Annotated in this window: 13 protein-coding genes; 11 read left to right on the top strand and 2 right to left on the bottom strand. The window is 37.0% G+C overall.

Annotated features, from left to right (window positions below; genetic code table 11):
- The first annotated feature begins 7 nt into the window (after nt 1-7).
- The 11 genes from V0410_RS02990 to V0410_RS02940 all read left to right on the top strand — a co-directional run bounded on the left by V0410_RS02990 (nt 8) and on the right by V0410_RS02940 (nt 10,961).
- Nucleotides 8-979, top strand: coding sequence for an iron ABC transporter permease (locus V0410_RS02990; protein ID WP_330746253.1), 972 nt, complete (start codon nt 8-10; stop codon nt 977-979).
- A 502-nt stretch (nt 980-1,481) separates the two neighbouring features.
- A complete protein-coding gene (locus tag V0410_RS02985; protein WP_330746252.1) occupies nt 1,482-2,405 on the top strand; it encodes an ABC transporter ATP-binding protein in 924 nt (307 codons plus the stop codon).
- A gap of 165 nt (nt 2,406-2,570) precedes the next feature.
- Nucleotides 2,571-3,023 carry a MarR family winged helix-turn-helix transcriptional regulator gene (locus V0410_RS02980; RefSeq protein WP_330747650.1) on the top strand — a complete coding sequence of 151 codons (453 nt, stop codon included), beginning with the start codon at nt 2,571-2,573 and terminating at the stop codon, nt 3,021-3,023.
- Nucleotides 3,024-3,076: 53 nt separating this feature from the next.
- Nucleotides 3,077-5,470, top strand: coding sequence for a 3-hydroxyacyl-CoA dehydrogenase/enoyl-CoA hydratase family protein (locus V0410_RS02975; RefSeq protein ID WP_330746251.1), 2,394 nt, complete (start codon nt 3,077-3,079; stop codon nt 5,468-5,470).
- 81 nt (nt 5,471-5,551) lie between these two features.
- Nucleotides 5,552-6,016: an IS200/IS605 family transposase gene (tnpA, locus tag V0410_RS02970; RefSeq protein WP_330746250.1), complete on the top strand. Its 465-nt coding sequence runs from the start codon at nt 5,552-5,554 to the stop codon at nt 6,014-6,016.
- Between the two features lie 104 nt (nt 6,017-6,120).
- Nucleotides 6,121-7,299 (top strand): thiolase family protein, encoded by a 1,179-nt coding sequence (locus tag V0410_RS02965; protein ID WP_114822156.1) that lies wholly within the window; start codon nt 6,121-6,123, stop codon nt 7,297-7,299.
- Between the two features lie 53 nt (nt 7,300-7,352).
- Nucleotides 7,353-7,721 carry a four helix bundle protein gene (locus V0410_RS02960; protein ID WP_131433628.1) on the top strand — a complete coding sequence of 123 codons (369 nt, stop codon included), beginning with the start codon at nt 7,353-7,355 and terminating at the stop codon, nt 7,719-7,721.
- A gap of 113 nt (nt 7,722-7,834) precedes the next feature.
- Nucleotides 7,835-9,610 carry an acyl-CoA dehydrogenase family protein gene (locus tag V0410_RS02955; RefSeq protein ID WP_227942772.1) on the top strand — a complete coding sequence of 592 codons (1,776 nt, stop codon included), beginning with the start codon at nt 7,835-7,837 and terminating at the stop codon, nt 9,608-9,610.
- A 145-nt stretch (nt 9,611-9,755) separates the two neighbouring features.
- Nucleotides 9,756-10,070: a hypothetical protein gene (locus V0410_RS02950; RefSeq protein ID WP_330746249.1), complete on the top strand. Its 315-nt coding sequence runs from the start codon at nt 9,756-9,758 to the stop codon at nt 10,068-10,070.
- 27 nt (nt 10,071-10,097) lie between these two features.
- Complete coding sequence (locus V0410_RS02945; RefSeq protein WP_330746248.1) at nt 10,098-10,433, top strand: YegP family protein; 336 nt, start codon at nt 10,098-10,100, stop codon at nt 10,431-10,433.
- An 81-nt stretch (nt 10,434-10,514) separates the two neighbouring features.
- A complete protein-coding gene (locus V0410_RS02940) occupies nt 10,515-10,961 on the top strand; it encodes a phosphohydrolase (RefSeq protein ID WP_041461800.1) in 447 nt (148 codons plus the stop codon).
- Here V0410_RS02940 and V0410_RS02935 read toward each other — a convergent pair.
- A complete protein-coding gene (locus V0410_RS02935; protein ID WP_330746247.1) occupies nt 10,958-11,674 on the bottom strand; it encodes a DUF2490 domain-containing protein in 717 nt (238 codons plus the stop codon). The genes V0410_RS02940 and V0410_RS02935 overlap by 4 nt on opposite strands.
- A 72-nt stretch (nt 11,675-11,746) precedes the next feature.
- Nucleotides 11,747-13,558, bottom strand: a complete 1,812-nt coding sequence (locus tag V0410_RS02930; RefSeq protein ID WP_330746246.1) for a TonB-dependent receptor plug domain-containing protein — start codon at nt 13,556-13,558, stop codon at nt 11,747-11,749.
- Nucleotides 13,559-13,628 lie beyond the last annotated feature (70 nt).

Here is a 13,628-nt window from a genome sequence, read left to right as displayed (position 1 = left end):
CTGAATCATGTCAAAAAGATTTAAAATCCTGTGTTTATTATTCGTGATTGCTATTATGGCAAGCGCAATTATTAATCTGAACACAGGATTTTTAAGTTTAAGCTTCCAGGATTTCTTTCAGGATTCTGCTCAGAATCAAATTGCTGAGATCCGTATCAACCGTGTTCTGGTGATGATGCTGGCTGGGATTTCCATTCCTACTTCTGGTTTTCTGATGCAGGAATATTTTCAAAATCCACTGGCAGGACCTGATATATTGGGGATAACATCAGTCGCCAGTTTATCAGTTGCTTTTTATATTTTCTTTTCCCATACTATTTCCCTTCCTGAATTTTTACAGAATAGTTTTCTCAGCTTATCAGCTATTGGAGGAAGCTTACTGTTGATGTTGGTACTTCTCTCTATGTCCAATAGATTTCAGGACAAATCATATCTTATTATCTTTGGATTTCTTGTCTCTGCTTTTGCCGGAGCTATTGTTTCTCTGCTTCAGTTTTATGCAGAGAATCAGAGTCTTAAAAACTATATTTTATGGTCTTTCGGAGCGAATAATATGGTAACGAGGAATCAGATCTATGTACTTTCCGTTCTGGTTTTAATCGGAATGTTGGTCTGCTTCAGAGCGATAAAACCACTTATTGGAAATTCTCTGGGCAATTCCTATGCACAAAGTTTAGGGGTCAACCTGAAACAACTGAAGCTCCTAATCATAGTAGCGTCTTCTCTCCTATCCGCCTCTGTTACTGCATTTTTAGGACCTATTCTTTTTATCGGAATCATTGTGCCACACTTTTGCAGACTTGTTTATAATCCATCCAGATTATGGCAGCAATGGATTCTTAATATGTTTCTGGGAATGCTGATCATGTTATTTTTCTCTGTCATTGCCGAAAAAACACAGATTCCTTTGAATGTGATAAGCTCTGTATTCGGGATTCCTGTGATTCTGATGATGCTGTTGAAACAGAATAAAGTGTGATCGTGATATACACAAACCGGACAACCAGTTTCAAAATTAATACGGGGTCAGGAAAATACCCCATAGAATTTGATAATAATTTTATAACTTGCTTCAGTGGATAAAAAAGGAAATCAATCATACTGTGTCATTCCGAAGGAATCTAAATTACTTTATCGAGATGCTTTCAGCATGATTTATTAAGTAAAACTTATATAGTTATAAACGAAACAATGAAAATTGAAATAACACAAAAACAACTAATTTCTGCACACATCATTTTGTTTGTAGTAAGTTTTGTATTTCTGGAGTATTCAAAAATGTTTCGGATGAATCAGAAATTGCATTGGATTTATTCTTGGGGTCATAATTGGTGGATTATGTTTGCGTTACCTACAGCATTCTGGGGCTCTCTTATTTTAGGTGGTTATACCTTATGGAAAGTTAAAAAAAATAAATTCTTATATCTATTTTTAAGTTTTCTCCCTATCCTTTTATTTCTAATACTATTCTTCTTTTAAACATGCACCTACAAATCAAACATGCTGATATCGGCTACAATACAACTTTAATCTCCAATGCCAATGCAGATTTAAAGCTTGGCGATGTATGCCTGCTGATTGGTAATAACGGTGTAGGAAAAACAACATTAATCAAATCTATCCTGCATCAGCTCCCTTTGCTGAATGGGGAAATTTCTATTAATGGAAAAAATGTAAAAAATCTTTCGGTAAAAGAGATTGCGGAGAATATTGCCATTGTCTTTTCAAAGTCGGTTATTCCGCAGCATTATACTGTTGAAGATCTTATTTCTCTCGGAAAGTATATCTATTATCCTTTTTATTTTGAACTCAAAAAAGAAGATCGTGAAGAGGTTGGCCATATTATTGAAGCACTGGATCTGAATCAGTACCGATATACTCTTTTGAAAAACCTATCAGATGGAAATCTTCAGAAAGCGTTTATTGGCCGTGCTATTACTCAAAATTCGCCTATTATCATTCTGGATGAGCCTACTACCCATCTGGATGAAAAAAATAAAATCATCATTCTTAAAACCCTGAGAAAGCTGGCTAAGGAACAAAACAAACTTATCCTGTTTTCCTCCCACGACTGGCGCCTCGCCAAAGAGTTTGCAGACAAAATATGGTATGTAAAGGAGAATCATCTGTATTCGGGAATTGTTGAGGATATTTTGCTTCAGCATGATGAACTTACCAATGTTTCGTTATTTCAAATTAATGAGACTTTTATTCCGCCATTTATTTCTGCACCTCAGTTTCATAAGGAAATGCTGTATTCTCTGCTTCAAAAAAACTTCCAAAAAGACCTGTCTGACCTGAATTTCGAATTTCAGAACCCATTTTGGGTAATTACTAAGGATTCCGCCACCTATCAATGTGAATCTTTTGAAGAAATCATTGATTTAGTCTCAAACATTCATTAATACTTGATTTTCTTTGATTTATCCACATACTATGCATGCATAGTATTATGCTAATCATACAATTTAATCCGTTTATTTACAGCCTATTAACAAAATTTAACGTTAATAAATATTATGCATGCATAATATTTATTAAATTTGGGTAAAACCATTGGCGCAAAAATGATGGATCATAATAAGGAAAAAATAGAAAACGTAGATTTAATTTTAAAGCAGACCTGGTTGGCTGTTTCTAAAATGTACACAGAATTAGCCCAGGAACATGATTCCACAGCGGTACAGGCACTCACACTTTTAAAAATAGATCCTAAAGAAGGAACCCGAAGTACGAATCTTGGACCCAAGATGGCTATTGAACCCACTTCATTAACAAGAATTATCAAACTTCTTGAAGATAACGGATACATCTATAAGGAAAAAACCACCACTGATAAAAGAGAGGTGATCATTAAACTTACAGACAAAGGATTAAACTCCAGAAATATGTCTAAAGAAGTCGTTGTGAATTTCAACAAGAAGGTGATGGAAAAAATTTCTCCGGAAAAACTGGATGCTTTCAAGGATGTGATGGGTGAAATCATGAAAATAGCAAACGAATTATTAAATAACAGGAAATAAATTATGATGAAGCCTTCGGGCTCATATCATCTTATACAAATAAAAATTTACATATGAAAAGAAGAATCAAACATGTAACGGTTCTTGGTTCAGGAATTATGGGAAGCGGAATCGCTGCTCACTTCGCCAACATCGGCGTTGAAGTATCACTTTTGGATATTGTTCCTTTTGAACTTACTGAAGCTGAACAGAAAAAAGGTTTGACCAAAGATGACAAAGCAGTAAGAAACAGAATTGCTTCCGAAAACTTTGAAAAACTTAAAAAAGCAAGTCCTGCACTTCTTTATTCACCCAAGTTTGCAGACAGAATTACAATCGGAAATTTCGATGATGATTTACCGAAAATAAAAAATACCGACTGGATCATTGAAGTAGTCGTGGAAAGACTTGACATCAAGAAGTCTGTGTACGAAAAAATTGAACAGTTCAGAAAACCGGGAACATTAATTTCTTCCAATACATCCGGTATTCCTATTCATCTCCTTACAGAAGGGAGAAGCGAGGATTTCAAGAAGTACTTTGCCGGAACACACTTCTTCAACCCGGTAAGATACCTTCCTCTTTTAGAAATTATCCCAACCAACGATACAGCTCCTGAAATCATCGATTTCTATATGAATTACGGAGCAAAATTCTTAGGTAAAACGACTGTTTTAGCCAAAGATACACCAGCCTTCATCGCCAACAGAATCGGGGTATTCTCTATGATGGATCTTCTCCACAATGTACAAAAATTAGGACTTACCGTTTCTGATGTTGATAAATTAACTGGTCCGGTAATCGGACGTCCAAAATCTGCTACATTCAGAACAGCTGACGTTGTAGGTCTTGATACTTTGGTAATGGTAGCCAATGGAGTTCGCCAGAGCGGTGCAGAAGCGAACGACTTTAATGATGTATTTGCCCTTCCTCCTTATATCCAGAAAATGATGGACAATAAATGGCTGGGTTCAAAAACAGAACAAGGTTTCTATAAAAAAGTGAAAAATGCAGAAGGAAAATCTGAAATTCATGGATTAAACCTTGATACTTTAGAGTATGAACTTCAAGGCAAATCGTCATTCCCGACATTAGAATTAACAAAATCTATTGATAAGCCAATCGACAGATTCAAAGTATTGATCGGCGGTAAAGATAAAGCGGGTGAATTGTACAGAAAGTCTTTAGGGGCATTATTCGCTTATGTTTCACACAAAGTTCCTGAAATCTCCGACGAAGTTTACAAAATTGACGACGCGATGAGAGCCGGTTTCGGATGGGAAAACGGTCCTTTTGAGATCTGGGATGCCGTAGGTGTTCAGAAAGGTATTGAACTGGCAAAAGACGCAGGATACGAGGTTTCAAACTGGGTAAAAAATGTTGAAACCTTCTATAAAGTGAATGATGAAGGACAAAGTATTTATGTTGATAAAAACTCGGGAGAATACAACAAAATCCCTGGCCAGGATGCATTCATCATCTTAGATAATATCAGAAAAAATAAAACACTCTGGAGCAATTCAGGTGCTGCTATTCAAGATTTGGGAGACGGAATTATCAACTTTGAGATCCGTTCAAAAATGAACTCTCTTGGGGGCGAAGTTCTTGACGGATTGAACAGAGCGATTGATCTGGCAGAAAAAGAATACGACGGATTAGTAGTTGGTAATCAGGGAGCTAATTTCTCTGTAGGTGCCAACCTTGCGATGATCCTTATGATGGCAATCGAACAGGATTGGGATGATCTGAATATGGCGATCGCTTACTTCCAGAAATCAATGATGAGAGTACGCTACTCCTCTATTCCGGTTGTAGTTGCTCCTCACGGAATGACTTTAGGTGGAGGATGCGAAATGACCATGCATGCAGACCGTGTGGTTGCCGCTGCAGAAACGTATATCGGACTGGTAGAAACCGGAGTTGGAGTAATTCCTGGTGGTGGTGGTACTAAAGAGCTTACTTTAAGAACTTCCAGAGAATTCCACAACGATGATGTTAAAAATAACAGACTTCGTGATGCTTTCATGAACATCGCCATGGGTAAAGTAGCGACTTCTGCCTACGAAGCTTACGATATGGGAATCCTTGAAAAAGGAAAAGACATCGTTTCTGTAAGCAAAAACAGACAGATTGCTGAAGCGAAAAAAGTAGCGAAGCTATTAGCAGAACAAGGCTATACCCAGCCCATCGAACAGAAAGTAAAAGTTTTGGGTAAAGACGCATTAGGAATGTTCTACGTAGGAACTGACCAGATGTTAACCGGAAACTTTATTTCTGCACACGATAAGAAAATTGCTGATAAACTAGCCAACGTGATGGTAGGAGGAAATCTATCAGAGCCAACAGTTGTAACGGAACAATATCTATTGAACCTTGAAAGGGAAACTTTCCTTCAGCTTTGTGGAGAAAGAAAAACTCTGGAGAGAATCCAGTACATGTTACAAAATGGTAAACCTTTGAGAAACTAACGGGAAGCTCCGTAGGAGCGAACTGTTAATAGCATGAATAATTTAAAATTGGAAAGCCTCGTAGAGGCGACCTGTTAATGTATGGCAAATACCTACACTCAGATTTATATTCAAATTGTTTTCGCTGTAAAAGGAAGACAAAATCTGATTTCAAAAGAAAACAGAGAAGAATTACATCAGTTTATAACAGGTATTATTTCCAATAGAAATCAAAAATTATTCGCAGTTTTTGCAATGCCTGACCATGTGCATATTCTTGTAAGTATGAATCCGACACTTTCGGTTTCAGATTTAGTAAGAGATATTAAAGCGGGTTCTTCAAAATTCATCAATGAAAAAGGATGGGTAGATGAAAAATTCAATTGGCAGGAAGGATACGGAGCTTTTTCTTATTCTAAAAGCAGTGTTGATTCTGTTGTAAAATATATTTTAAATCAGGAAGAACATCATAAAAAGAAAACTTTTAGAGAAGAATACCTGGATTTTATGTCAAAATTTGAGATAGAATATGATCCAAAATATTTATTTGAATGGATTAATGATTAACAGGTCGCTCCTACGGAGCTCTGCAAAAAACAAAAACAAAATCTATGAACAGTTTACCTCTACGAGGCAAAAAATTCTTAAAACAATTTAATTAAACAAAAAAAATGAAAACAGCATACATAGTAAAAGGTTTCAGAACTGCCGTTGGAAAAGCTCCAAAAGGAAGTTTAAGATTTACAAGACCTGATGTCATGGCGGCTACCGTTATTGAAAAATTAATGGCTGAGCTACCACAATTAGATAAAAACAGAATTGATGACCTTATCGTAGGAAACGCAATGCCGGAAGCTGAACAAGGGCTTAATGTGGCGCGTCTGATCTCTTTGATGGGGTTAAATACCGATAAAGTTCCGGGAGTAACCGTAAACAGATATTGTGCATCAGGAAGTGAGGCAATTGCTATTGCTTCTGCGAAAATTCAGGCTGGTATGGCAGATTGTATCATCGCGGGTGGTACAGAATCAATGTCATATATTCCTATGGGAGGTTATAAGCCTGTTCCTGAAACGGATATCGCAAAAACAAACCCTGATTATTACTGGGGAATGGGTTACACAGCGGAAGAAGTTGCAAAACAATATAATATTACAAGAGAAGAACAGGATCAGTTTGCTTTTGAATCTCATATGAAGGCTTTAAAAGCTAATCAGGAAGGTAAATTTGCCAACCAGATTGTTCCGATTCCTGTAGAGTATAATTTCCTGGATGAAAATCAGAAACTGCAGACTAAAAAGTTTGATTTTTCAGTAGATGAAGGACCTAGAGCAGATACTTCTTTAGCTGGATTAGCAAAACTAAGACCTGTATTTGCCAACGGAGGAAGCGTAACTGCCGGAAACTCTTCTCAGATGAGCGACGGAGCAGCTTTCGTAATGGTAATGAGTGAGGAAATGGTAAAAGAATTAGGTCTTGAACCCGAAGCAAGATTAGTAGCCTATGCCGCAGCAGGTCTTGAGCCAAGAATCATGGGAATGGGACCTATCTATGCTATTCCAAAAGCATTGAAACAGGCTGGTTTAGAATTAAAAGATATCGATTTGATCGAGCTTAACGAAGCTTTCGCTTCTCAATCGGTTGCGATCAAAAAAGAATTAGGATTAAATCCTGACATCTTAAACGTAAACGGAGGAGCTATCGCCCTTGGTCACCCGCTTGGATGTACAGGAACAAAACTGACAGTACAACTTCTTGACGAAATGAGAAGAAGAGGCAACAAGTACGGAATGGTTTCTATGTGCGTGGGAACAGGTCAAGGAGCTGCTTCTATTTTTGAACTACTTTAATAGACAAATAGAGAATAGACGGATAGAGAATAGACTTAAAGACACCAAAATGTATGAATGATTTTAAGAGGCACAATTTTAAAAAGCTTAAAATTTGGCAAATGAGTATGGAATTATCAAGATTAACTTTAGATCTTACAGATACTTTTCCGACTTATGAAAAGTATGGTTTGAAAAATCAAATGGACAGATGTGCAATTTCAATTCCATCAAATATAGCTGAAGGTTCAAGCAGGACAAATAAGTCTTTTAGTCATTTTTTGGATATTTCTTTAGGTTCTTCATTTGAATTACAAACACAAATATTGTTAGCAAATCATAGAAAGTATTTATCTGATGAAAAAACTGAAATCTTTGAAATTAAGATTGAAGAATTTCAAAAAGCAACAATGGTATTTCAGAATACTTTAAATAAAGACTAATAAGACAAAAGACAAAGAGAGAATAGACAGATAGAAAATAGACACATTAATAATCTATCATCTATCCGTCTATGATCTGAAGGTCTCAAAAAATTTTAAAAACAAAATAATATATGGCTACATTAAAAGGCGGGGAATTCCTGATCAAACAAATTCCTGCAAACGAAATTTTCAGTATTGAAGAACTGAATGAAGAACAAAAGATGCTTCGTGATTCTGCGAAGGAATTTATAGATAGAGAAGTAGTTCCTCAAAGAGAACGTTTTGAGAAGAAAGATTACGCATTTACTGAAGAGACCATGCGTAAACTGGGAGAAATGGGAATGTTGGGAATCGCGGTTCCTGAAGAATACGGAGGTCTTGGAATGGGCTTTGTGACTACAATGCTTGCTTGTGATTATCTATCAGGAACTACAGGTTCATTGGCTACAGCTTATGGAGCACATACGGGAATCGGTACGCTTCCTATCGTTCTTTACGGAACTGAAGAGCAGAAGAAAAAATACCTTCCGGATTTAGCAACAGGAACAAAATTCGGAGCTTACTGTCTGACAGAGCCTGATGCCGGTTCTGATGCCAATTCAGGGAAAACAAGAGCAAAACTTTCCGAAGACGGAAAACATTATATCATCAACGGCCAGAAAATGTGGATCTCCAATGCAGGATTTGCAGATACATTTACATTATTCGCTAAAATTGATGATGATAAAAATATCACAGGATTTGTGATCAACAGATCTGAACTTGAAAACCCTGAAAGTTTAACTTTCGGTGAGGAAGAGCATAAACTGGGTATCCGTGCTTCTTCTACCCGTCAGGTTTTCTTCAATGATATGAAGATTCCTGTGGAAAATCTTTTAGGAGAGAGAAACAATGGTTTCAAGATCGCTTTAAATGCATTAAACGTAGGCCGTATCAAATTGGCTGCCGCATGTCTTGATGCACAGAGAAGAATCTTAAACCACTCTATCCAGTACTCTAACGAAAGAAAACAGTTTGGTGTTTCAATCGCTACTTTCGGAGCGATCAGAAAGAAACTGGCAGAAATGGCAACCGGAGTTTTCGTAAGTGAAGCAGGTTCTTACAGAGCCGCTAAAAATGTTCAGGATAAAATTGATGAGCTTGTTGCAGCAGGATTAAGCCATCAGGAAGCAGAATTAAAAGGTGTAGAAGAATTCGCTGTTGAATGTTCAATCCTTAAAGTATTCGTTTCTGATCTTGCACAACACACCGCAGACGAAGGAATCCAGGTATACGGAGGGATGGGATTCTCTGAAGATACTCCTATGGAAGCGGCTTGGAGAGATTCAAGAATTTCAAGAATTTATGAAGGTACCAACGAAATCAACAGACTGCTGGCTGTAGGAATGCTTATCAAAAGAGCAATGAAAGGTGAGCTGGATCTTTTATCTCCTGCAATGGCGATCAGCAAAGAATTGATGGGTATCCCTTCATTTGAAGTTCCTGATTATTCAGAATTCATGAGTGAAGAAAAGGCAATTATCGCCAACCTTAAGAAAGTATTCCTAATGGTTTCCGGAGCTGCTCTTCAGAAATACATGATGGACATTGAAAAACAACAGCATTTATTATTGAATGCTTCTGAAATCCTTAACCAGATCTATATGGCAGAATCCGCAGTATTAAGAGCAGAGAAACACTTCTCTCCTGAATCTGTAGAAGCAGCTATGGCTCAGTTAAACCTTTACAAAGCTGTTGAAAAAATTATCACTGCAGCTAAAGAAGGAATCGTTTCTTTCGCTGAAGGAGATGAGCAGAGAATGATGCTTTCAGGACTAAGAAGATTCACTAAATATACCAACCATCCGAATGTAGTAGCACTTACTGAAAAAGTAGCCGCTCACTATATCGAGAAAGGAGCTTATTAGTCTTTAATAACATAAATTTGATTCAGCGTCGCAATTTTTGAGGCGCTTTTTTGATCTTCATCAATGATGACATCCATTGAAATTAATGACATTTGGTAAGGTTATTCAAAAAAAATCATTATTTTTATTTTAAAATACATAACACATGAAAATTCTATTATTTCCAATACTCCTTATTTCCGTTACTTTTTCAGCACAAAAAAAAGACAATGTACTTCCTGCTCCCAGGATGGATACGACAAAAATTGTTGCTAAAGGGAAATTCCCGGGATATTTTGTTGTGAAACCCGATCAACCTCAAAAAGAACTTTACAAAATATTAACGGTTAAGCCCAATGATACCACTCTTTATCTGGCTTTAAAAGAACCTTCAAAGGATTATTCACAATATAAAATTCTAAATGCGGTTACTCCTGATAAGCTTCATGTCAGCCGGAAAAAGATAATACCGTCAAAATAAACACAATACAAACTAAAAACAATCACCATGGGAAAATTTATTATCTCTAAAAGAACAAACGGAGAATTCCAGTTTAATCTTAAAGCAGGAAACGGGCAGGTCATTTTAACCAGCCAGGGATACAGTACCAAACCTTCCTGTGAAAGCGGAATCGGATCCGTAAAACTCAATGCACAGGAAGATGCAAAATTTGAAAGAAATACAGCCAATGACGGCAGGTGCTATTTTAATCTAAAAGCCGGAAACGGGCAGATCATCGGAACCAGCCAGATGTATGAATCTGATAATGGTATGGAAAACGGAATAGAATCTGTAAAAAACAATGCTCCGCATGCCCATATAGAGGATGAAACAAACTTGTAAAATCATGTGAAAATATTCTTCATAAAAAATGCCTTAGTTCTTAAGGCATTTTTTATTTTTGTACTCTATTTTTCATTAGCAATGACAAAAGAAGAATTACTGAATAAAGCAATCAAAATCGCCGATAAGGCTCATAAAGGACAAACCGATAAATACCATGCTCCCTACATTGCCCACGTAATGCGTGTGATGAACTATGGTAAAACACTGGATGAAAAAATCGTCGGAGTACTTCATGATGTTGTAGAAGACCATCCACAGGAGTTTAGTCTGGATTATTTAAGATCTGAAGGATTCCCTGAATATATTATTTTTGCCATCAGCTGCCTTACAAAGCTTGATCCGGAAGAAGATTATGATGAATTCATCAAAAGAACAGAAAGATCTCTGCTATCTGTTGCTGTAAAGCTGAATGACCTTCGCGACAATATGGATCTCAGAAGAGTCAACAGAGAGCTTACTCCTAAAGATATCAAAAGATTCAATAAATATCTGAAAGCCTATCGTTATCTGATAGAGAAATATTAATCCGCACCCGGGAAATCATATGTTTTCGTGTGATGATCTGTTCCGTCGATATTGATGTTTAACGCAAGGTAAACGAAATGTAAATTTTTGTTCCCTTTTGCTTCAAATTCACGCTGCCACAGATATCCGCTCACGATTCCAAAATAATCATCGATCTGATAGCCGAAACCGCCATAGACTCTGTTTCTGGCAAAAGTAGGCTTCATCGGAGAAACAAAGAACACCTCGTCATAAGCATTAGCGAAAACAGTTCCTTTCTTGATGGTTTTGGCGTTTAAAGGAACACTTACGTTCAGACGGTACCGGTAACGCATTCTCTGGGAAGTCTGATCTGTTTTCGGCTCATAGAACCAGCTCTTTTCAGCACGAAAACGGTTTTCAAACTTTACAATACCTTTTTTAACGTCGATAACATCCTGAAGCCATACCCTGAACTCTTCTCTGCTCAGGCTGTGTTCTTTATAATTAACATATCTTCCCAGTCCCACAAAAGGTTTGTGGTTTTTGGTAAGATTATACCCTAATCCCCCTTTTATTTCATAATAATCGGGGTATGTATAATCTTCGTTACCACGCAGTTGCCCTTCTGCGTACAGGAAAAATTTAGGATGAAACTTATAGGTCAGAGTTACTGCATTGAAGCTGGAAATATGTTCCTGTGCTTTAAAAAAAGATATTCCAAGTAATAAACCTAAACCTATAAGACGTTTCATAAAAAATTTTTGCAAATGTATATTTTTTAACAATTTGTTAATATTAACTTTTATTCATGTGTAAATTAACAATTACTTAATATTGATTGTATAAGAAAAACCAATATGGAACCATCTTTGCGGCATTCCCACCCCAAATGCTTCGGTATATTTTGTGTTGGTCAAATTGTTAATCAACACATATACTGAGTAATCTTTTTTAGCAAAGCTCAGCTTCTCATCTACAAGATTATACGTTCCCAGATTAACTCTTTCATTGTAACGGTAAACAAGTTCATTGGTAAAGTTTTTCAGGAATTTTACCTCTAACTTGGACACAAACTGATGTTTCAGATTATCCAGAATATATCTTGAAACCACACCAGTTTTTTCTTCATATTTGCTGTCAATGTAGGTATAACCAACCGTATATTTTAACCAGTCGGTCGGTCTGTGGCTCCACTCTGCTTCAATTCCTTTGGTCTTGATATCACCTACGTTTTGGGCGTACCATATTTTATCGCTCAGATCTTTTTTTACCCAGTCAATGGAATTATTGGAGTTTCTTAGAAATCCACTTATTTTTGCTAAAATCCTGTTATTTAGATATTGATATCCTACTTCTGAAGAAATCGCATTTTCAGGCTGCAAATCCGGGTTTCCCTGTTCCGTTTTACTTACATAATACAATTCAGTAAAAGTGGGTACACGGTGTACTTTTGCAATATTTCCATACATTTTAGAATTGGCATTAAAGTTATAGCCTACATCCAGACCCGGATAGAAGAAATTTCCTTCCTTAGAATAATTGGCCCATGAAATTCCCGGACTGATGTTCAGTTTTTTATCCAGTAATGAAAAATGATGTTCAAAGAAAACCTGAGAGACAAAACGGTTTCGGTCACCCAAATTACTGCTTACTAAAAATTCTTTTCTCAGCTCAACACCAATTCCGGTTGTTCCCAACCCCCACTGATAGCTGGAATTCACTTCTCCACCTGCATTATTTCCAATGTGCATATTTCGGTAAAAATCAGGATTCCATCTGTCATAAAGGTACATATCCTGCCCTCTTCTCCAATACACATTAGAGTTAAGTTTCAGCTTTCCAAAAGTCTGCTGATGAGCTACACTTACGATAGAAGCCTGCGTTTCCTCATACTGCTTCGTCGCAGCACTGGAAGCATAAAAGCCATTGGCTCCGAATTTCTTTTCTGAAAAGCCGGCCTGAACTCTCACATCTCCGTTTTTGATATTCAGTTTTCCCTGATAAAATACATTTCTGATCTCATAATCCGTATTGAACATATACCCTTCTGATGAAGCTGAATTCGCCTGCAGGGAGTTTGTGAACTTTTCATTTCCGATCTGCGCATTAAATCCCAGACCATAACTTCCATAATCTCCTCCCTCAGCGCTTATCTTCACTTTTTTTCCCGGAAAAGTTTTGGTGATGATATTGATAACACCTGCATAAGCATTCTGTCCGAAACGTCTTGCGGCCGGGCCTTTTATGATTTCTATCTTTTCTACTTCATCCAGATCTACCGGAATATTCATATTATTATGTCCGGTCTGGGAATCATTCATCCTGATTCCGTTCAATAACAAAAGAACCTGCTCAAAAGAACTACCACGGAAACCGATATCACTCTGCACTCCATTGGCTCCTCTCCTTCTGATATCCATTCCCGACACCTGCTGAAGAATTTCGTCGATACTTTTAGCCGGAGAATTTACAATATCTTCTCTGGTGATCACGCTGATGTTCTGGTTAGCACTTTTATAAGGTGTAGAGATAAATTTCCCCTGAAATTCAATGCTTTCAATATCTGTTGTCTTTTCCTGTGCATTTACCCAAAGTAAAGATCCCAGAAAAAAAGCACTTCCTATCTTTTTGATCATAATCGTTTCCGTAGTTTTTTAAGAGAGTCCAAAAGTAAGGGAGTTCACCAAGACAGGCAAATGATAGTTG

The sequence above is a fragment of the Chryseobacterium sp. CP-77 genome (assembly GCF_036362765.1).
Classification (GTDB): domain Bacteria; phylum Bacteroidota; class Bacteroidia; order Flavobacteriales; family Weeksellaceae; genus Chryseobacterium; species Chryseobacterium cupriresistens.
This window is presented reverse-complemented; position numbering and strand designations above follow the sequence as displayed.

Coding starts and splice junctions, on each gene's coding strand:
- tnpA (WP_330746250.1), top strand. CDS start 5,552: ATGGCAAATACCTACACTCAGATTTATATTCAAATTGTTTTCGCTGTA.
- V0410_RS02965 (WP_114822156.1), top strand. CDS start 6,121: ATGAAAACAGCATACATAGTAAAAGGTTTCAGAACTGCCGTTGGAAAA.
- V0410_RS02990 (WP_330746253.1), top strand. CDS start 8: ATGTCAAAAAGATTTAAAATCCTGTGTTTATTATTCGTGATTGCTATT.
- V0410_RS02945 (WP_330746248.1), top strand. CDS start 10,098: ATGGGAAAATTTATTATCTCTAAAAGAACAAACGGAGAATTCCAGTTT.
- V0410_RS02940 (WP_041461800.1), top strand. CDS start 10,515: ATGACAAAAGAAGAATTACTGAATAAAGCAATCAAAATCGCCGATAAG.
- V0410_RS02935 (WP_330746247.1), bottom strand. CDS start 11,674: ATGAAACGTCTTATAGGTTTAGGTTTATTACTTGGAATATCTTTTTTT.
- V0410_RS02975 (WP_330746251.1), top strand. CDS start 3,077: ATGAAAAGAAGAATCAAACATGTAACGGTTCTTGGTTCAGGAATTATG.
- V0410_RS02980 (WP_330747650.1), top strand. CDS start 2,571: ATGGATCATAATAAGGAAAAAATAGAAAACGTAGATTTAATTTTAAAG.
- V0410_RS02955 (WP_227942772.1), top strand. CDS start 7,835: ATGGCTACATTAAAAGGCGGGGAATTCCTGATCAAACAAATTCCTGCA.
- V0410_RS02960 (WP_131433628.1), top strand. CDS start 7,353: ATGAATGATTTTAAGAGGCACAATTTTAAAAAGCTTAAAATTTGGCAA.
- V0410_RS02930 (WP_330746246.1), bottom strand. CDS start 13,558: ATGATCAAAAAGATAGGAAGTGCTTTTTTTCTGGGATCTTTACTTTGG.
- V0410_RS02950 (WP_330746249.1), top strand. CDS start 9,756: ATGAAAATTCTATTATTTCCAATACTCCTTATTTCCGTTACTTTTTCA.
- V0410_RS02985 (WP_330746252.1), top strand. CDS start 1,482: ATGCACCTACAAATCAAACATGCTGATATCGGCTACAATACAACTTTA.